Consider the following 20468-nt stretch of genomic DNA (forward strand, 5'->3'; position numbering starts at 1 on the left):
CGGTCGAGGCTGATGGCAGTCCGGTTACTGGCCTTGTCCTGTGCCGGGTGCGGTGAAGCCGAGGACGCTGCGGACGAGGCTGGCGATGGTGCTGTCGCGCATGGCGCGCTTGTGGATGCGCAGCTTCCAGCGGCCGTTGTCGGCGCGGTTCCAGTCGACCTCGGTCTGCAGCACCGCGATGACCAGGCCGCCGACGAGGAGCATGGTCACCGGCTCGAGGCGCTCTCGGTCACCGGCGAGCTGGATGGCGCGGGGCAGCAGCCGCGCGGCCTCGGGGTCCGTGGTGATGAGGTAGCTCAGGGCGGTACGGGCTACCGCTGCCTCGGAGGCGGCGAGCTCACCGTCGGCCGCGAACTCTGCGGGGTCGGCTTCCCGGATCTGGGCGGTGTCGTCGTCGACGATCTCCAGCGGTGTGGGGTCGTCGGCTGTGGTCGCGAACCTGTCGCGGATGTCCTCGACGGAGTCGCGGCCGCGCAGGGCCTTGACCAGCTCGTCGAGGACGGCGACGACCTGCTCGTCGGGGATGCCGGCGATCTGTTCTTGGGGGGTGGTGCTGGTCATGGGCTCCTCCTTGACGGGTTGGGATGTCGGACAGGGGGCGCGGCTAGGTCGTGTGGCCGGTGAGGGCGGCGAGGACCCGGTCGGGATCAGCCTGGCTGTCCCCGGTGGCGAGCGCGGATGCTGGAGGGGGTCCGGGCTTGGGCGATGCGGTCTCGGCGGCGGTGATCCGCTGCTCCAGCATGGTGGGGTCGGCGGCCAGGGAGTCCGCGACCTCGAGCAGCTTGGGGTGCCCCTGCGCGAGGGTGAGGGTGCGAGCCAGCAGGGCACGGTCGGCCGCGACCTGCGGGTCGGAGGTGCCGGTGGCCGGTTCGGTGTCGTGGGCCAGAGCGTGCAGGTGCGGCAGTTCCCGGGCCAACAGCAGCGCCTCGTCCCGGGTGAGCGCCTCGACGGGCAGCGCCTCCACCCGCTCGGTGTCCCGGCCGGCGGGGAGGGTGCGGCTGGTGAGCACCACGCGGGAGGCGCCGGTGTGGCCGGTGAGTGCGGCGATCACCCGGCCGAAGCGGGGATCGAGCCAGCCGCCGTTGGAGGTGAGCACGCTGTCCAGCCCGTCGAGGACGATGAGCAGCCGGGCCTGCTCGAGCAGCTGGGTCAGCACCGGCAGGTAGCCGCTGAGCTGGGCGTCAGTGGTGGCGTTGTCGGCCAACTGCAGCACAGGAGCGGTCGGGTCCTGGTCGGGGTTGAGCCCGGGGTTGAGCTGGGCCTCCAGCGCGGCAGCGAGGCTGGTCAGCGCGGTGGTCCACTGGTCGGCCGGTGGCGCGGTCCACCAGGCGGCGGCGGTGAACCCGGCGGCGGTCTGATAAGCCAGCTCGGTCGCGGCGGCGGTCTTGCCGACCCCTTCGGGGCCGTGCAGCAGCACCCCGGCCCGCCCGGAGCCGTACAGCAGCGCGCGACGTGCGCGGGCCAGAGTGGCGGTGCGGCCGACGAACCGCTCCGGTTCGTCGGGGAAGCCGGCCAGCGCCAGGCTGATCGGCGCCGCCCGCCCCACCGGCGGCCGCAGCCTCAGACCGGTGGCCGGCCCCAGCAGCGCCGGAGTGGCCAGCGACACCGGCGGCGCGCCGAGGGACGGCCGCTCGGGTGCGGCGCGGGCCAGCGCCCGGGCGGCCGCAACGTCGAGGGTCTGCCCGTACTCCAGCAGCCCGCGGTAGAGGTGCCCGGTGAGGTCGATGGCGAAGTCGTCGATGACTGGATAACGCATCGCCAGCACCGCGCAGCCCAGCTTCTCCACCAGCGCCCGCCCCAGGCCGGGCCAGCTTTCGGACTCGGCGGCGCCGCCCGCGGCCGGGCCGGCGCCACCGTCCCCGTTCGGCTGGTCGGCCGGTGCCGACGGGTCGAGCATCCGGCGCAGCTCGGCGGTGGTAGCCGCGCCGGACTCACACGCCGCCAGCACCGCCAGCCGCAGCCGCCGCCACATCGGCACCAGCAACTCCACCAGCTCCGCCGGGCCGAGCGGGTCAGGGTCGCCGTCGGAGGTCTCCAGCACCAGTTGTCCGCTGCGGCCGTGCCCGGAGATGTGCAGCACGTCCCAGCCGTCGGCGTCGTCGACCGCCGCCTCGAGCGCCTCGCGGGTGACGCCGTACTGCAGCACCCGCAGCTGCACCGCCCGCGGCTGTTGCCCCTGCCCGAGCTGATCGATGAGCTGCTGCAGCGCCCGGCGTTCACGGCGCAGCCCCAGCACGGTGCCGCCGGTGGGCAGGCTGAACAACGCCAGCATCCGCAGCGCCTTCGCCGGCCGCGGCGCCACCGCGGAGCGCAGCCGCGCGGGCAGGTCGAAGACCAATCCCACGCCCTCGCGGGCCAACGCCCGGCCCTGCCAGGCGGCGATCGTCCACGGCCGGTACGGCAGGAAGGCCAGCTGCGCCGGAACCGGCACCCGGACGGTGACCGGGGCCTCGTTCAGCAGCGCATTCATCACCTGCGGGCCGAGCAGGTGCTCGCCGATCCAGTCGCCGACGCGGGCGGTCAGCTCCGCCTCCGACGCCAGCCGCCGGTCCAGATCGGACTCCCACCGCAGGAACTGGTAGAGGTCGACGAACCCGCGGTGCTCGTAGTCGCCCTCCGGAACCGCCACCTCGTGGGAGGCCAGTGCCTCACCGTCCTCGGTGCGCAGCAGCCACCGCCACCGTGTCGGCGCGGCAACCTCCAGCGGCTCCAGTAGCAGCCCTGCCACCACGACCTCCCCCGGGCGCGAGGACAGCACGCTGACACACCCGGACTCGATCGGTAACAACTGCCACAGCGGCGGCCGCGACACGCCGACGACACGCCGCCCCGCATGGACATCCCGCAGAAGAGTTGCCGAACGCGCGGCGGCGGCCGAGACCCGGCCGCGGGTACAGCTCAGCTGCGCACGGGGGGCGCGGCCGACACCTACGGCCGTGCCGAGTGCTCAGCAGACGGCGCCTCGGCGCCGGGCCCGAGTTGGACGCGGCCGGCGAGGGCGTCGAGCAGCCGGGTGACGATCGCGGTGTGGACCGGGTGCAGGCCGGGCAGCAGCGCCTCGGGGTCGCGCTCGCCGGCCAACACGCGGCGCAGCACCCCGGCCAGCGCCGCCCAGTCGGAGGTGTCGGTCAGCCCGTCAAGGCCCTCGGTCGCCTCCTGCCGGGCGGCCGGGTCGCCGCCGATGGCGGCGGCTAAGGCGGCCAGCACCGGCTCCCACCGGTCGAGATGCCGCTGGACATCGAAGGCCTGGTCGCCGGGCATGGTGCGGGCGGTCTGGAGGATCTCGTCGAGGGCGGCCTGCTGCTGGTCGGAGTCCGGCTGCAGCGCGTCGAGCAGAGCGCCGAGGTACACGCCCTCGACCGACTCCACGGAGGCCCGGATTTGCCCGATGGTGGTGGGCAGGGCGGCCGCGGTGGTGGGGTCGGTGAGTTCCCGGGCGAGGGTGCGCAGGGTCTCCTGCAGGCGGCTGTGGCCGGTGAGGTGGCGCAGGAGGGCGGCGGCGAGCCGGTGGGCCAGCCACACGGCGGGGGCGGTGCCGGCCCGCTGCTGATAGTTGGCGAGGTTGTGGTGGCCGCCCGCAATGCCCCCTGTGTCGCCGGCGGCGTACTTGTACCGCAGGGCGATCTCTTCCAGGCGGATGGCCGCCTCGGGGTGTCCCTGCCGGTTGGCGAGGTCGGCGCGCGCGCCCAGCACATTGCCGAGCAGGGCGGTGGCCTCGGCCTGCTCGAACTGGTCCTGGCAGGCGCGCAGCAGCCGGTCGGCCTCCGGCAGGCGGCCGAGTTCAAGCAGCGGCCCGTAGTCGTTGAACGCGAAGGATGCCAGCTGGTATGGGCTGGCGCCGCGGCGTCGCAGGCTGTCAAGTTGCTCAGCGTTGAGGTCGAGGGCCTCCTCCCAGCGGCCCAGGTCCCGGGCGGCCGAACTGCCGGTGCCGAGGATGATCTCCCGCACGTTCCACGGGTGAACGGTTTCGTTGTCGCCGAGTTGGTCGGTCAGCTGGTGCATGCGTGCGCGCAGCTGCTGGACCTCGTCGAGGACCGGCTGCGGGTCGCCGGTGAAGCCGAGGAGCTGTAGCCGCCGGCCGGCGTCCAGGAGCTGAGTCCACGGGCCGAGCCCGGCTCGCCGGGTCAGCTCCGCCGTCCGGTCGAGGACCGTGAGGGCCTCGGCGTAGCGGCCCCGGTCGCGGAGCAGGTTGGCCAGGTCGCCGGCGGCCGCGGACGCCAGCGTGTGCCGGCCGCGGTCGGTGGCCTCATCGAGGACGGCGCGCAGCCGGCGTTCGCCCTCGGTCGGGTCGATGTCGGCGACGGCCCGGGCGAGAACGCCCTGGTTCTTGACTCCCTCGTCGGTGCCGGTAGTGGCGTCGGCGATGGCCTCAAGGTGGGGCAGGGCGGTGGCGACGGTGCCCGGGGATGTGTCGCGCAGCAGGGCCTGCTCGAGCAGGATGCCGGCGGCGTCCCACTGGTGGAGGCGGCGCAGGTAGGGGGCGGCGGCGAGCGCGGCGCGCACCATCAACCGGCCGGTCGCGTCCTGCTGCTCCCGCTTCTGGGCCCAGCCGAAGATCGCGAGCCAAGAGGCGGCGAGTCCGGTGTCGACGGCGGTGAGGACCTCGGGTGGGGTGTCGGCGCGGATGGTGTCGGCGACGCCGGGGTGCAGCCGGTAGCGCACCGGCCGGTCGGGGTCCTCGGGGTCGCCGTATGGCTCCAGGTCGATGAGGGCGGCGGCGAGCGGAAGAAGGATGTCAGGCCAGGGGGGTGGGTCGCCGGGGCGGCCCAGCCGCCGCCACAGCTCGGCCCAGCTGGCGTCGAGCACGATGCTGGTGCGGTCGTCGGGCTCGGCGGCAGCGACCAGTTGCAGCAGCAGCCGGGACGGCTCGGGCAGCGCGGCGGCCGCGGCGCGGGTCCAGCCCTGCAGGGCGGGGAGCAGCTGGCCGGGCTCGGCCTCGGTGTGCCCGGTGTTCAGGAAGGCGGCCAGCGGGGTGCCGCGGGCCGCGGCGGCGGCCTCCGCGGCGGCTACCCGCGCCTCGAGCACAGTGGGGTCGGCGGCGGCGGCGTCGGCCAGCTCCAGCATCTTCGAATGGCCCTGCACGACGGTGAGGGTGCGGGCCAGCAGCGCCCGGTCCCGGTCGACCCGGGGGCTTGTACTGCGCGTGGCCGGTTTGGTGTCGTGGGTCAGGGCGCGCAGGTGCGGCAGTTCGCGGGCCAACAGCAGCGCCTCGTCCCTCGACAGGGCGTGCACCGGCAGCACCACCACCCGGTCGGGGTCGAGCTCGGTGGGGCGGGTTCGGCTGGTCAGCACGACCCGGGAGGCGCCGGTGTGCCCGGTCAGCGCGGCCACCAAGCGGCCGAACCGCGGGTCCAGCCACTGGCCGTCGACGGTGAGCAGGGTCTCCAGGTTGTCCAGCACCAGCAGCAGCCGGATCTGCTTGACTAGGGCGGTCAGCCGGGGCAGGTAGGCAGCGAGCAGGGTGTGGGTGGCGGTGTTGCCGACCAGCTGCACGTTTGGGCCCTGCGGGTCGAGGTCGGGGTTGAGCTGGGTCTCCAGAGCGGTGGCGAGGCTGTTCAGTGCGGTTGTCCACTGATCGGCCGGTGGCGCGGTCCACCAGGCGGCGGCGGTGAACCCGGCGGCGGTCTGGTAGGCCAGCTCGAGCGCGGCGGTGGTCTTGCCGGCTCCGGCCATCCCGTGCAGCAGCACCCCGGCCTGGCCGGAGCCGGGCAGCAGCGCGTGCCGGGCGCAGGTGAGCGTGCCGGTGCGCCCGACGAAGCGAGGTGGTTCTTCGGGGAAGCCGGCCAGGACCAGGCTGATCGGCGCCGCCCGCCCCACCGGGGGGCGCAGCGTGAGGTCGGTGGCGGGGCCGAGCAGCGCGGGGGTGGCCAGCGATACCGCCGGCGCGCCCAGCGACGGCGGGATCCTCGCCGCCTGCGGTAGCGCCCGGGCCAGCGCCACGTCCACGGGCTGTCCCTGTTGGAACAACTCGCCGTAGAAGTGGCGGGCCAGGTCGATGGCGAAGTCGTCGATGAGTGGGTAGCGCATGGCCAGCACCGCGCATCCCAGCTTCTCCACCAGTGACCGCCCCAAGCCCGGCCAACCCTCCGCGGGCGCGGTTCCGCCGGCGGGAGCAGCCGGGGCGGTGCCGGCCGGCGAGGCGTCGGCAGGTGGCAGGCCGGCCTCCTGGTTGGCCTGCTTCTCCAGTTCTTCGGCCTGCTCGGCCCGGTGCAGTAGGCGCAGGGTCTCCGCGGCGGTGGCTGCGCCGGACTCGCACGCCGAGAGCACTGCTAGTCGCAGCCGCTTGCGCATCGGGAACAGCAGCTCCGCCAGTTCGTCCACGCCTAGCTCGTCGGGGGTTCCGTCCTCGTGCTCGAGGACCAGCTGCCCGGCGCCGCCGTGCCCGGAGATGTGCAGCACGTCCCAGCCGTCGCCCTCGCCGACCGCCGTCTTGAGCGCGTCGCGGGTGACGCCGTACTGCAGCACCCGGAGCTGCACCGCCTTCGGGAACTGCCCCTGCCCCAGCTGGCCGATCAGCTGCTGCAGCGCGTGGCGTTCCCGGCGCAGCCCCAGCACGGTGCCGCCGGTGGGCAGGCTAAACAACGCCAGCACCCGCAGCGGCCCCGCGCCCCCAGCCTCCTGGCTGGTGCGGAATCGAGGGCGGGTCTCGGGCAGGTCGAAGACGAACCCCACCTCCTTACGGCCCAGCACCTGCCCCTGCCGGGAGGCGATCTCCCACGGCCGGTACGGCAGGAACCCCAGGTCCGCCGGGACCGGCACCCGCACGGTGACCGGCGCCTCGTCCAGCAGCGCCTCCATCACTTCCGAGCCGAGGACATGTCGGCCGATCCAGTCGCCGACCCGGTGGGTCAGCTCCGCCTCGGCGGTCACTCGCCGCTGCGGGTCCGCCTGCCAGCGCAGCCACCGGTACAGGTCGGTGAACCCGCCGTGCTCGAAGTCGCCCTCGGGCATCGCCACCTGGTGGGAGGCAAGTGGCTCGCCGTCCTCGGTGCGCAGCAGCCACCGCCACCGCGTCGGCCCGGCAACCTCAAGCGGCTCCAGTACCAGCCCTGCCACCACGACCTCCCCCGGGCGCGAGGACAGCACGCTGACACACCCGTCACTCGGCGGACACCACTACGGCGACGGCCGCCGCGACACGCTGATGACACGCCGCCAGTCGCGGTCAGCGCGTGCTCAACCCGCGGCAGGCATCAGCGCGGCGTCCGGCGCAGCCGTCGGGCAGCGGCCATCCACGCACCGCGGCCGTGGTCGACCGCAGTGCGGGTTGCTTACCCTCAGTGGTCGGAAGCGGGGAAAGCACCGGTGCCGAGTTCAGTACGGCCGGCGAGGGCGTCGAGTAGCCGGGTGCCGATTGCGACTTCGACCGGGTGCAGGCCAGCCAGGAGGGTGTCGTGGTCGCGCTCGCCGGCTAGCACCCGGCGCAACGCGTGAACCAGCGCCGCCCAGGCGGAGTCGGCCAGACCGTCGAGGAAGTCGGTCGCGTCCTGCTGGGCGGTCTCGTCACCGCCTGCAGCGGCGGCGACGGCGGCCAGCACCGGCCTCCACCGGCCGAGGTACGGCTGGATGTCGACGGCCTGGTCGCCGGGCGTGTTTCGGGCGGTGTAGAGAACCTCGTCGAGGGCGGACTGCTGCCCATCGGGGTCGGGCTGCAAGGCGTCAAGGAGGGCGCCGAGGTGCACGCCCTCGACCTGCTCCACGGCGGCCCGGACCTGATCAACGGTGGTGGCCAGGGCTGCCGCGGTGGCCGGGTCGGTGAGCTCCCGGGTGAGGGTGCGCAGGCTGTTGGGCAGGTGGCGGCTGCCGATGAGGACGAATAAGAGGGCTGCGGCGAGACGATGGGCCAGCCAGACGGCGGGTGGCTGGCCGTTCCGCTCCTGATAGCTGGCGAGGTTGTAGTGGCCGATCGCGACGTTGTCGGGGTTGCGGGCGGCGTAAAGGTAGCGCAGAGCGACCCTGACATGACTCAGAGCCGCCTCCGGGTGTCCCTGTCGATGGGCGACGTCGGCTCGGCCGCCCAAGACCTTGCCGAGCATCTCGGTATCGTCGGCATACTCGAACCGAGCCTGGCAGGCGCGCAGCAGCTGGTCCGCGTCACTCAGCCGACCGAGGTTGATCAGCGGGCCATAGTCGTTGAACGCTATATGGGCTAGCTCGTTCAGACCCGCGCCGCGTCGCCGGATGCTGGCCAGTCGCTCGGCATTGAGGTCGAGGGCGTCCTGCCAGCGTTGCAGGTCGAAGGCGGCCCGGCGGCCGATGCCGAGGACGGTCTCCCGCACGCTCCACGGTTCGACGTTCTCCTTATCGCCGCGTTGGTCGGGTAGCTCGTGCATGCGCGCACGCAGCTGCTGGACCTCGTCGAGGACCAGCAGCGCATCGCCGGTGAGGCTGAGGAGCTGCACGCGCTGGGCGGCATCGAGGAGCTGGGTCCACGGGCCGAGCCCAGCGAGGCAGGTCAGTTCGGCCTTCTCGTCGATGACCGCAAGCGCTTCGGGGTAGCGACCGCGCTGTTGAAGCAGGTTGGCCAGTTCGCCGGCGGCCGCAGTCGCCACCTGGTACTCGTCGCGGTCGACGGCTGACTCGAGGACCGAGCGTACCTGGCGCTCGCCCTCGGCAGGGTCGATGCGTGCGACCGCCCGGGCGAGGGTGCCGCGGTCGGTGAGTTCGCGGTCGGAGCCAGCCGTAGCTTCGGCGATGGCCTCCAGGTGCGGCAGGGCGGCGGCGACCGTGTCTGGGGTCGTGTCGCGCAGCAGAGCCTGGTCGAGCATGTAGCTGGCGATGTCCCACTGGTGGAGGCGGCGCAGGTAGCGGGCGGCGGCGAGCGCGGCGTGCACCACCAGCCAGCTGGTTGCCTCGCGCTCTTCCCGGTCCTGGGCGAGGTCGAACGTGGCCCGCCAGTAGGCGGCGAGCTCAAAGTCGGCGGCGGTGCGCACTTCCGACGGGGTGTCGGTGCGGATGGTGTCGGCAATGCCGGGGTGCAGCCGGTAGCGCACCGGCCGGCCATGATCATCCGGGTTTCCGGGGTCGTCGGCCGGCTCGGGCTCGACGAGCGCGGCCGCGACGAGGGGGGCGAGGGTGTCGGGCCAGGGGGGTGGGTCGCCGGGGTGGGCCAGGCGCTGCCACAGGTCGGCCCAGTTGGCCTCCAGGACGGTGCTGGTGCGGTCGTCGGGTTCGGCGGTGGCGAGCAGTTGCAGCAGCAGCCGGGCCGGCTCGGGCAGCGCGGCGGCGGCCGCGCGGGTCCAGCCCTGCAGGGCGGGGAGCAGCTGGCCGGGGTCGGCGGCGGTGTGCCCGGTGTCGAGGAAGGCGGCCAGCGGGGTGCCGCGGGCGGTGGCGGCGGCCTCGGCGGCAGCCACCCGCTCGACCAGGATCTCGGGGTCGGCGGCGGCGGCGTCGGCCAGCTCCAGCAGCTTGGGATGGCCCTGCACGACCGTGAGGGCGCGGGCCAGCAGCGCCCGGTCGGCCGTCACCTGCGGGCTGGTGGTGCGAGTGGCCGGTTCGCTGTCATGGGTCAGGGCGCGCAGGTGCGGCAGCTCGCGGGCCAGCAGCAGCGCCTCATCCCGGGACAGCGCGTGCACCGGCAGCACCACCACCCGCTCGGGGTCGAGCCCGGCAGGGGCGGTGCGGCTGGTCAGCACCACCCGGGACGCGCCGGCATGCCCGGTCAGCGCGGCGATCACTCGGCCGAGGCGCGGGTCCTTCCAGTCACCCCGGTCGGTGAGCAAAGTCTCCAGGTTGTCGAGCACGATCAGCAGCCGGACCTGCTCGACCAGCTCGGCGAGCATGGGCAGGTAGGCGTCCAGCAGGGCGTCGGTGGCGGTGTTACCGACCAGCTGCACGCTGAGGTTGAGACTCGTAAGTCTCGGGTTCAGTCGGGTCTCCAGGGTGGTGGCGAGGCTGGACAGGGCGGTCTGCCACTGGTCGGCCGGTGGCGCGGTCCAGAAGGCGGCGGCGGTGAAGCCGGCGGCGGTCTGGTAGGTGAGCTCGAGGGCGGCGGTGGTCTTGCCCGCACCGGCCATGCCGTGCAGCAGCACCCCTGATGAGCCGGAACCGTGCAGCAGGGCGTGGCGGGCGCGGGTAAGGGTGGCGGTGCGCCCGACGAACCGCTCGGGCTCGGCGGGGAAGCCGGCCAGCGCCAGGCTGATCGATGCCGCCGTCCCGGGCGGGGGTTCTAGCCTCAGCCCGCTCGCAGGGCCGAGCAGCGCCGGGGTGGCCAGCGACGGCGGAGAGGCGGCGATCCGGGACAGCGCCGTCATCAGCGCCTCGTCCACGCTCTGTCCGGACTGCAGAACGCCGCGGTAGAGCCGCTCAGACAAGGCGATGGCGAACTCGTCGCTGACCGGATAGCGCATCGCCAGCACTGCGCAGCCCAGCCGCTGCACAAGTGCCCGCCCCAGCCCCGACCAGCCCGCTGCCGCAGCAGGGCTGCCCCCGCTGCCGGAGGTGGCTGCGGCGGCATTGTCGACTTCTTGTCTGGCCTGCTGCTCCAGCTGCTCGGCCTGCTCGGCCCGGTTCAGCAGGCGCAACGTGTCAGCGGCGGTGGCCGCGCCGGTCTCGCACGCGGCCAGTACCGCCAGTCGCAGTCGGCGGCGCATCAGAGACAGCAACTCGACCAGCTCGTCGGCGTCGATCGGGTCGGGGGTGCCGTCCTCGCGCTCGAGCACCAGGGTTCCGGCGGCGGCGTGGCCGGAGACGTGCAGCACATCCCATCCACCGCGATCATCAACCGCCCCGCTGAGGGCGTCGCGCGTTACGCCGTACTGCAGCACCCGCAACTGCACCGCCCGGGCCTCCTGCCCCTGCCCGATCTCCCGGATCAGCCGCTGCAGGGCGTGGCGCTCGCGGCGCAGCCCCAGCGGCGCGCCGCCGGTGGGCAGGCTGAACAGCGCCAAGACCCGCAGCGGCGCGCCGTCCTGAGCCTGGCCGCCGGTGCGCGGCCGGCTGCGGGTGTCGGGTAGGTCGAAGACGAACCCCACCCCCTTCCGGGCTAGTACCTGCCCCTGCCAGGAGGCGATCTCCCACGGCCGGTACGGCAGGGACCCCAGCTGCGGCGGGACCGGCACCCGGACGGTGACCGGTGACTCGTCTAGGAGCGCGGCCATCACCTCCGGGCCGAGGATGTGCTGGCCGATCCAGCTGCCGACCTGGGAGGTCAGGTCCGCCTCGGAGGTGACCCGCCGGTCGGGGTCGGCCTGCCAGCGCAGCCACCGGTACAGGTCGGTGAACCCGCCGTACTCGAAGTCGCCTTCGGGCACCGCCACCTGATGGGAGGCCAGCGCCTCGCCCTCCTCGGTCCGCAGCAACCAGCGCCACTCTGTTGTCCCAGCGACCTCGACCGGCTCGAGTACCAACCCCGCCATCACGACCTCCCCCCGGCCGGGCCGAAGCCCAGCCGCGCCGCAGCGCTAAGCGCCACCACAAGGTATGGAGGCAGCGGCCGGCCGTGAAGTACACGCAGCGCCACCCTCGGTCCTGTCTGGCCGCTGGCGCCGTACACCGGCGGCAGATGAGCTCCGCACCGCGCCACCGCTTCAGCCGGGGGTCCTACCGTTCTCACGACAAGGCGCACGAGTTCCGTGGGCCTCCGGTGGCTGCGCGTGGTGCTCGCGTCAGCCACCCAGGGTGGGTTGAAGTGCTCACCGAGCGCGATCGCCTCCGGTGACAGTTGGCGCCGTGCCACTCCCGCCGGGTCCGTCCATAGCGGCGGCGCCATACGCGACAGCACGCCGCAAGTAGCGGGCAGCGCGCCCTCAACCCGGGGCTGGCGTCAGCGCGGTGTCCGGCGCAGCCATCGTGTTACGGCCATCCCTGCACGGCGGGCGGGGTGGATGGCTACGCGGGTGTCTCGTCGTCCGTGGTCGGAAGCTGGGAGATCGCCGCCGGAGCCGGGTTCAGTGTGGCCGGTAAGGGCGTCGAGCAGCCGGGTGACGATCGCGGTATCGATCGGGTTTAGGCCGGGCAGCAGGGTGTCGGGGGCGCGCTCCCCGGCCATCACCCGGCGCAGGGCGCCGGCCAGCGCCGCCCAGTCGGGGTTGTCGGCCAGGCCGTCGAGACGCTGGTCGACGTGCTGGCGGGCGGCCTGGTCGCCGCCGGTGGCGGCGAGGATGGCGGCCAGTGCGGGCTCCCACCGGTCGAGGTGCGGCTGGATGTCGACGGCCTGGTCGGGAGGCGGGGTGCGGGCGGTGTGGATGATCTCGTCGAGGGCGGCCTGCTGCCGGCCGGGGTCCGGCTGCAGCGCGTCAAGCAGGTCACCGAGGCGAACGCCCTCCACCTGCTCTACGGAGTCCCGGATCTGGCCGACCGTGCGGGGAAGGGCGGCTGTGGTGGCGAGGTCGGTGAGTTGGCGGGCGAGCGAGCGCAGATTCTCCTGCAGGCGGTTGGCGCCGGTGAGGCGGCGGAGGAGGGTGGCGGCGAGCAGGTGGGGCAGCCAGACGCCCGGGTTCTGGCCGCTTTCCTGCTGGGAGCTGGCGAGGTTGTTGTGGCTGACCGCGATGTCGTCGGGACGGCCGGCGGCGTACTTGTAGCGCAGAGCGATCGCTTCCAGGCGGATGGCCGCCTCGCGGTACCCCTGCCGGTCGGCAAGGTCAGCGCGCGCGGACAGGACGTTGCCGAGCTGCCTAGCGTCTCCTGCCTGTTCGAACTGGTCCTGGCAGTCGCGCAGCAGCCGGTCGGCCTCCGGCAGGCGGCCGAGCCGACGCAGCGGCCAGTAGTCGTCCAGCGCGGCGCGGGCGAGTTCGTAAGGGTTGGCGCCGCGCCGGCGCAGGCTGTCGAGACGTTCGGCGTTCAGGTCGAGGGCCTCCTGCCAGCGGCCCAGGTCCCGGGCGGCCGAACTGCCGGTGCCGAGGATGAGCTCCCGCACGTTCCACGGGTCGACGGCCTCATCGTCGCCGGGTTGGTCGGGTAGCTGGTGCATGCGCCGGCGCAGCCGCTGGACCTCGTCGAGGACCGGCTGCGGGCTGCCGGTGAAGGAGAGGAGCTGCACCCGCCTGGCGGCGCTGGTCAGCTGAGTCCACGGGCCGAGCCCGGCCCGGAGGGTCAGCTCCGCCATCCGGTCAGGGACCGCCAGGGCCTCGGCGTAGCGGCCGCGGTCGCGGAGCAGGTTGGCCAGGTCGCCGGCGGCCGCGATCGCCGGCCGGTGCTGGCCGCGGGCGGTGGCCTGCTCGAAGACGTCCCGCAGTCGGCGTTCGCCTTCGGCGGGGTCGATGCGCGCGACGGCCCGGGCGAGAACGCTCCGGTCGATGGGTTCGCGATCGGTGCCGGCGGTGGCCGCGGCGATGGCCTGCAGGTGGGGCAGTGCGGCCGCGGTCGTGCCCGGCGACGTGTCGCGCATTAGGGCGTGTTCGATCAAGAAGCTGGCGGTGTCCCAGTGGTGGAGGCGGAGCAGGTACGCGGAGGCGGCGAGCGCGGCACACAAGACCAGCCGGCCGGTCTCTTCCTTTTCCTCCCGCTGCCGGGCGTGGTCGAAGACCGTGTACCAGTAGGCGGCCAGCTCGGTGTCGGCGGCGGTGCGCACCTCGGCCGGGGTGTCGTCGCGGACGGTGTCGGCAACGCCGGGGTGCACCCGGTAGCGCACCGGCCGGTCCGGGCCGTCCGGGTCGCCGGGGTCACCCACGGGTTCGGGCTCGACGAGCGCGGCCGCGACGAGCGGGCCGAGGGCGTCGGGCCACGGGGGTGGGTCGCCGGGGCGGGCCAGCCGGCGCCACAGGCCGGCCCAGGTGCCGTCGAGGACGATGCTGGTGCGGTCGCCGGGTTCAGCCGCGGTGAGCAGTTGCAGCAGCAGCCGGGCCGGCTCGGGCAGCGCCGTAGCGGCCGCGCGGGTCCAGCCCTGCAGGGCGGGCAGCAGCTGGCCGGGGTCGGCGGCGGTGTGCCCGGTGTCGAGGAAGGCGGCCAGCGGGGTGCCGCGGTCGGCGGCGGCGGCCTCGGCGGCAGCCACCCGCTCGACCAGGATCTCGGGGTCGGCGGCGGCGGCGTCGGCCAGCTCCAGCATCTTCGGGTGCCCTTGCACCACGGTGAGGGTGCGGGCCAGCAGCGCCCGATCGGCGGCCACCTGGGGGTCGGTGGTGCTGGTGGCCGGCTCGGTGTCGTGCGCCAGCGCCTGCAGATGCGGCAGCTCCCGCGCGAGCAGCAGTGCTTCGTCCCGGGACAGCGCGTGCACCGGCAGTACCACCACCCGCTCGGGGTCGAGCCCGGCGGGGACGGTGCGGCTGGTCAGCACCACCCGGGATGCCCCGGTGTGCCCGGTCAGCGCCGCCACCACGCGGCCGAAGCGGGGGTCCAGCCAGTGGCCGTGGTCGGTGAGCAGGGTCTCCAGGTTGTCCAGCACCAGCAGCAGCCGCACCTGCTCGACCAGCTCGGCCAGAACGGGCAGGTAGGCGTTCAGCAGGGTGTCGGTGGCGGTGTTGCCGACCAGCTGCACGCTAAGGCCGAGGCTTGCGAGTTTTGGGTTCACCCGGGTCTCCAGCACGGTAGCGAGGCTGGACAGGGCGGTGGCCCACTGGTCGGCCGGTGGGGCGGTCCACCAGGCGGCGGCGGTAAAGCCGGCCACGGTCTGGCGGGCCAGTTCGTTCGCGGCGGTGGTCTTCCCGGCTCCGGCCATGCCGTGCAACAGCACACCCGCTTGGCCCGACCCAGGCAGCAGGGCGTGCCGGGCGCGGGTGAGGATGGCGGTGCGCCCGACGAAGCGGGGCGGTTCATCGGGGAAGCCGGCGAGCGCCAGGCTGACCGGCGCCGCGGTTCCCGGTGGGGGCCGCAACGTGAGCCCAACGGCAGGACCCATGAGGGCAGGGGTGGCTAGCGACGCCGCCGGCGCCCCCAGCGACGGCGGGTCACTCGCCGCCTGCGGTAGCGCCCGCGCCAGCGCCGTGTCCACGGCCTGCCCGCGCTCGAACAGCTGGCGGTAGAAGTGGCCGGTTAGGTCGATGGTGAAGTCGTCGATGACCGGATAGCGCATGGCCAGCACCACACACCCCAACTCGGCCACCAACGCCTGGCCCAGTCCAGGCCAGCCTTCCTCCGGTGCGCCGCCGTTCCCGCCGGCGGGGGCAGCCGGGACGGTGTCGACCGGCGTGCCGCCGGCGGTAGGCGGAAGACCGGCCTCCTTGTCAGCCTGCTCCTCGAGCTGCTCGGCTTGTTCGGCCCGGTCCAGCAGCCGCAGGGTCTGCGCGGCGGTGGCCGCACCGGACTCGCACGCCGCCAACACAACCAGCCGCAGCCGCCGCCACATCGGCACCAGCAGCTCCACCAGCTCCGCCGGGCCGAGCGGATCCGGGCCGCCGTCGGGGGTCTCCAGCACCAGCTGCCCGCTGCGGCCGTGCCCGGAGACGTGCAACACGTCCCAGCCGTCGGCGTCGCCGATCGCCGCCTCGAGCGCCTGGCGGGTGGCGCCGTACTGCAGCACTCGCAGCTGCACCGCTCGCGGCGTCTGCCCCTGCCCGACCTCACTGATGAGCTGCTGCAGCGCGTGCCGTTCGCGGCGCAGCCCCAGCGGCGTCCCGCCGGTGGGCTGGCTGAACAACGCCAGCATCCGCAGCACGCTCGCCGGCTGTTGCGCCACCGCGGACCGCGGCCGGGCGGGCAGGTCGAAGACGAACCCCACGCCCTCGCGGGCTAGCACCCGGCCCTGCCAGGAGGCGATCTCCCACGGCCGGTAGGGCAGAAATCCCAGCTCCGCGGGAACCGACATCTGCACCGTGGCCGGGACCTCCGCCAGCAACTTGGCCATCACCTCGGGGCCCAGCAGCCGTTCGCCGATCCAGGCGCCGACCCGGGCGGTCAGCTCCGCCTCCGCGGTCACCCGCCGCTGCGGGTCGGCCTGCCAGCGCAGCCACCGGTACAGATCGGTGAACCCACCGAACTCGTAATCGCTCTCGGGCACCACCACCTGGTGGGAGGCCAGCGCCTCACCGTCCTCGGTGCGCAACAGCCACCGCCACCGAGAAGGACCGGCGACCTCGACCGGCTCGAGCACCAACCCCGCCATCACGACCTCCCCCCGGCCGGGCCGGAGCCCCCGCCGTGCCGCAGCGCCAAGCGCCCCCACAAGGTATGGAGGCAGCCGCCGGCGGAGAAGTAGGCAACGCGCGGCCTCGGTGCTGTCTGAGCCCCGGCGCCGTAGACCTACGGCCGAGCGCTCCATGCCGTGGTGCCGGTTCCGCCGGGGGACCTAGCGTTCTCACGACGAGACGCGCAAGTTCACCAGAACCCTCAGCGGCGACTGGAGAGGACGCCTCGCATCCGGGATCGGGGCCTACGGCTCCTTGCTCGAAGTCCTGTGTCCTCACCCGCACCAGCCGCTCGTGAATGCGACCGGAGCCGCCGGAGGAGTGAGCGACACCGCGGGGAGGATGCGGCCGCGGATGAGGTTCAGCAGCTTGCTCACCATCAACGCGGCGGTCGCTGGATGGAAAGCGCAGGGGCGGGCGGACGGAACCTCTCGAGGCACGTCTGAGCGTCATCCAGCTTGGGGATGTCGGGCTAGCCGCCGACTGCGGTTCCACGTAGCGACATGTCGCTCGGCGTCGAACGCCGGATCGAGGTTGATCGTTCTCGTGGCGTCGAGAAGCTCGCCGAGGGTTGCCTGTTGGAGAGTGGGGTCCGGCTCCAGCGCCTCCAGCAGGTTGGCGAGGTGAACGCCGTCGATCTGTTCGACGGTGGCCTGGAGCTGTTCGACGGTGGCGGGAAGGGCTCCCGCGGCGGCAGTGGCGGTGAAGTCGTGGGCGAGGCTGTGCAGGTCCCGCTGCAGGTCGTGATCAGCCCCGGTGAGGCGGTGCAGGAGCGCGGCGGTGAGCCGGTGCGCCAGCCGGGTCTCCGGTGCGGCGCCTACATGCCCCAGGTGGCCGGCGAGCTTGTAGTGACCGGAGGCGATGGTTAGGGGATCGCTTCCGGCGTACAGGTAGCGCAGGGCGACTTGCGCGTGGTGGGTGGTTGCGGCTGAGTATCCCTGCTCGTCGGCGAGATCCGCCCGGGCGCCCAGCACCGCGGCGAGGGCGCCGGCGTCCCGGGCCTGCTCAAACTGGTGCTGGCAGTCGCGCAGCACCTCGTCGGCCAGCGGAGCCTGGCCGAGGCGCATCAGCGGTCCGTAGTCGTTGAACCGGGTGCGGGCGAGCTCATACGGGCCAGCGCCGCGCCGCCGTTCGCTGTCTTGGATCTCGGCGTTGAGGCGGAGGGCGTCCCGCCAACGGTTCGATGCGAGGGCGGCGCCGCGGCCGATGTCGAGGAGCGCTTCGCGGACGCTCCACGGCTCGACGGTCTCGGTGTCGGCGGGCGAATCGGGTAGACTTTCCAGCTGGTCGCGAAGTTCCTGAAAATGGTTTGATACGGCATCCGCCTCGTCTGTGTAAGCGCGCAGTTGAAGCCGCAATACTGCGTTGGCGAGTCGGGTCCAGGGGCCGAGTCCGGCGCTCTCGGTGAGTTGCGCCATCTGGTCGGCAGCGGTAAGTGCCTCCGGGAATCGGCCCCGATCTCCCAGCAGCGCCCCGAGGTCGCCAGCGATAGTGATGGCCGTGCGGTGCTGCTCCTGCTGGACAGCCTTCTTCAGGACGGAGCGGAGCTGGCGTTCACCCTCAGCCGGGTCGATGATCGCGATGGCTCGGGCAAGTGAGGCCTGGTGTTCCAGCTCGTGGACGCTGCCGACGGTGGCGTCGGCGATGGCTTGGAGGCGCGGCAGGACGGCGGCGAGGGTGGCGGGGGTCTGGTCGCGATCGAGTGCCTGCTCGAGCAAGGGGCCGGCGGTGTCCCAATCCCGAAGTCGAAGCAGGTACGACGTGGCGGCAAGCGCAGCGCGGGCGACCGTCCTTCCGGTGGCCTCGTGTCCCTCTTGCTTCTTAGCCTTGTTGAAGACCTTCATCCAGTACTGCGCGAGTTCGGAATCGATCGCGGTGAGGATTTCCGCGGGTGTGTCGGCGCGGACGGCGTCGGCGACACCGGGGTGCAAGGCGTAGTGCAGCGGCCGGTGTGCGTCTTCATCGTTTCCGGATTGTTCGGGCTCGGCGAGGGCGGCGATGGTCAGCTGGGCAAGGGTCTCCGCGAGGGGCGGTGGGTCACCGGGGCGGTCGAGGCGGTGCCACAGGCCGGCCCAGCTGCCGTCGAGGACCGGGCCGGTGCGGTCGGCGGGTTCCGCGGCGGCGAGGAGTTGCAGCAACGCCCGGGCTGCCTCGGACAGCGCTCCGGCTGTGGCGCGGGTCCACCCGGTGAGCGCTTCGAACAACTGGTCGGGGTTGGCCTCCGATTCCCCGGTGGCGAGAAAGGCTGCCAGGGGAGTGCCGCGTTGCGTGGCGGCAGCCTCGGCCGCGGCGACCCGCGTCTCGAGGACAGCAGGGTCGGCTGCGGTCGCGTCGGCGAGTCTGAGCAGCTCGGGATGCCCCTGGACGACGGCGAGGGTGCGGGCCAGCAGCATCCGGTCGGTCGGCACCCGGGGGGCAGTGAAGCCGGCGGCGGGCTCGGTGTCGTGCTGCAGCGCGTGGAGGTGCGGCAGTTCCCGGGCCAGCAGCAGCGCCTCGTCGCGGGAGAGTGTGTGGATGGGCAGTACGTCGACCCGATGGAGGTCCAGGCCTGCGGGGATGATGCGGCTGGTCAGCACCATCCGCGTAGCCCCCGTGTGGTCGGCCAACGTGGTGATCAGCTGGCCAAACCGCGGGTCCAGCCAGGTGGCCTGCTTGCTGAGCAGGTTCTCCAGGTTGTCCAGCACGATCAACAGCCGTGCCTGCTCGATCACCTCGGCCAGATCCGGCAGGCGGCTCTCGAGCAGTGCGTCGGTGGCGGTGTTGCCGACCAGCTGCAGCATGGGACGGTCGGCCCGGTGGTCGGGATCAAGAAACCGGTTGAGTCTGCTTTCCAGCAACAGCGCAAGACTGGCCAGGGCGGAAGTCCACTGGTCGGCCGGTGGGGCGGTCCACCACGCGGCGGCGGCGAACGTCCCTGCGGTCTGGTATGCCAGCTCGGTCGCGGCGGTGCTCTTTCCGGCGCCGGCTATGCCGTGCAGCAGCACGCCGGTCCTTTCCGAGCCGGGCATCAGCGCGTGGCGGGCCCGTGTGAGAGTGGCAGTGCGTCCGACGAACCGGGCGGGTTCGTCGGGGAAGCCGGCCATCTTGATGCTGATCGGCGCGGCGGGGCCCGGCGGGGGCTGCAGCTTGAGACCGGTGGCGGGGCCGAGCAGGGCCGGTGTGGCTAGCGACACCGCCGGCGCGCCCAGCGACGGCCGGTTCGATGCAGCGCGGGGCAGCGCCCGGGCCAGAGCGACGTCGACACTGTGCCCGCGCTCGAACAGCCCGCGGTACAGCTGGCCGGTCAGCTCGATGGCGAAGTCGTCGATGACCGGGTAGCGCATGGCCAGCACTGCGCAGCCAAGCTGTTGCACCAGCGCCTGATCGAGCCCCGGCCAGCCCGCAACTCCGTTGCCGGCCTGGACCGCGTCATTGCCGGTGCCGCCGTTCGTCGGTCCTTCGTGTGGGCTGACATGCGCGCCGGCTCCCACGTCCGCGGCTTGAACGGAAGGAGGTGTCTGCCCGGGGTACGGATTATCCGGCTTCTCGGTCTGCAGGGCGAGATCAAGCAGGTGCAGCGACTCGGCGGCGGTCGATGCCCCCGACTCGCACGGGGACAGCACTGCGAGCTTCAGGCGTCGGCGGGTCGGCTTCACGAGTGCGACCAACTCGTCCGGGGCGATTGGGTCGCGCGCTCCGGTCGATGTCTCGAGCACGAGCTTGCCCGCGTCGCTGTACCCAGAGATGTGCAGGATGTCCCAGCCGTCCCCGTCGTCGACCGCCGCGGACAGCGCTTCCTGTGTCACGCCGTACTGGAGCACTCGTAGCTGGACTGCCCGGGCTTGCGGGCCCTGCCTGAGTTGCTGGATGAGCCGATCCAGGGCGTAGCGCTCCCGGCGCAGCCCAAGCACCGCGCCGCCGGTGGGCAGGCTGAACAGTGCGAGCACCCGTAGAACCCGCCGTTCCGACTGCAGCTCGTGGGCCCCCGCCCACGTGTCAGGCAGGTCGAAGACGAATCGGACCTGTTCGCGTCCGAGCACCTCCCCCTTCCAGGAGGCGATCTCCCACGGCCGGTACGGCAGGAACCCCAGCTGCGCCGGCACCGGCACCCGCACGGTGACCGGTGCCTCGCCCAGCAGCGCCCCCATCACCTCCGGGCCCAGCACATGCTCGCCGATCCAGTCGCCCACCCGTGCGGTCAGCTCGGCCTCGTCCACCACTCTCCGGTCCGGGTCCGCCTGCCAGCGAAGGAACTGGTACAGGTCTTCGAAGGCCGAGAACTCGTAGTCGTCGCAGGGCACGACTACCTCGTGCGAGGCCAGGGGAGCACCGTTTTCGGGGTGCAGCAACCATCGCCATCGGCGAGTGTCGGCAATGTCCAGGGGCTCCAACAACAAGCATGTCACCGCGATCATCCCCCGGAGAAGCAGTCAGCCCTGGACGGCTCGATCGGATGAGCAAAAGGGACAGGAGGGCTCGCGGCCCTGGACC

The 20468-nt window shown here is 73.0% G+C and carries 6 protein-coding genes; all 6 read right to left on the reverse strand.

All coding sequences use genetic code 11. The features are described 5' to 3' along the window. Window positions 1-24: 24 nt before the first annotated feature. The 6 genes from BM165_RS24110 to BM165_RS02230 all read right to left on the reverse strand — a co-directional run bounded on the left by BM165_RS24110 (window position 25) and on the right by BM165_RS02230 (window position 20278). Window positions 25-561 carry a hypothetical protein gene (locus BM165_RS24110; protein WP_075011855.1) on the reverse strand — a complete coding sequence of 179 codons (537 nt, stop codon included), beginning with the start codon at window positions 559-561 and terminating at the stop codon, window positions 25-27. Between the two features lie 43 nt (window positions 562-604). After that, window positions 605-2728 (reverse strand): CHAT domain-containing protein, encoded by a 2124-nt coding sequence (locus tag BM165_RS02210; protein WP_143107981.1) that lies wholly within the window; start codon window positions 2726-2728, stop codon window positions 605-607. Window positions 2729-2928: 200 nt separating this feature from the next. Next, window positions 2929-7056 (reverse strand): AAA family ATPase, encoded by a 4128-nt coding sequence (locus BM165_RS02215; protein WP_143107982.1) that lies wholly within the window; start codon window positions 7054-7056, stop codon window positions 2929-2931. 221 nt (window positions 7057-7277) lie between these two features. After that, window positions 7278-11357, reverse strand: a complete 4080-nt coding sequence (locus tag BM165_RS25945) for a CHAT domain-containing protein (RefSeq protein ID WP_075012101.1) — start codon at window positions 11355-11357, stop codon at window positions 7278-7280. A gap of 407 nt (window positions 11358-11764) precedes the next feature. Then, window positions 11765-15976, reverse strand: coding sequence for an AAA family ATPase (locus BM165_RS02225; RefSeq protein WP_177225066.1), 4212 nt, complete (start codon window positions 15974-15976; stop codon window positions 11765-11767). Between the two features lie 471 nt (window positions 15977-16447). Then, the gene (locus tag BM165_RS02230; protein WP_075011859.1) at window positions 16448-20278 is read right to left on the reverse strand and encodes an ATP-binding protein; all 3831 of its coding nucleotides are present in this window, start codon (window positions 20276-20278) and stop codon (window positions 16448-16450) included. Between the last annotated feature and the right edge of the window lie 190 nt (window positions 20279-20468).

The organism is Geodermatophilus obscurus (assembly GCF_900115395.1).
GTDB classification, from domain to species: domain Bacteria; phylum Actinomycetota; class Actinomycetes; order Mycobacteriales; family Geodermatophilaceae; genus Geodermatophilus; species Geodermatophilus obscurus_B.

Bases quoted from the DNA above. Each gene is read 5' to 3' on its own strand.
- BM165_RS02225 (WP_177225066.1), bottom strand. From the start codon at position 15,976: ATGGCGGGGTTGGTGCTCGAGCCGGTCGAGGTCGCCGGTCCTTCTCGG.
- BM165_RS24110 (WP_075011855.1), bottom strand. From the start codon at position 561: ATGACCAGCACCACCCCCCAAGAACAGATCGCCGGCATCCCCGACGAG.
- BM165_RS25945 (WP_075012101.1), bottom strand. From the start codon at position 11,357: ATGGCGGGGTTGGTACTCGAGCCGGTCGAGGTCGCTGGGACAACAGAG.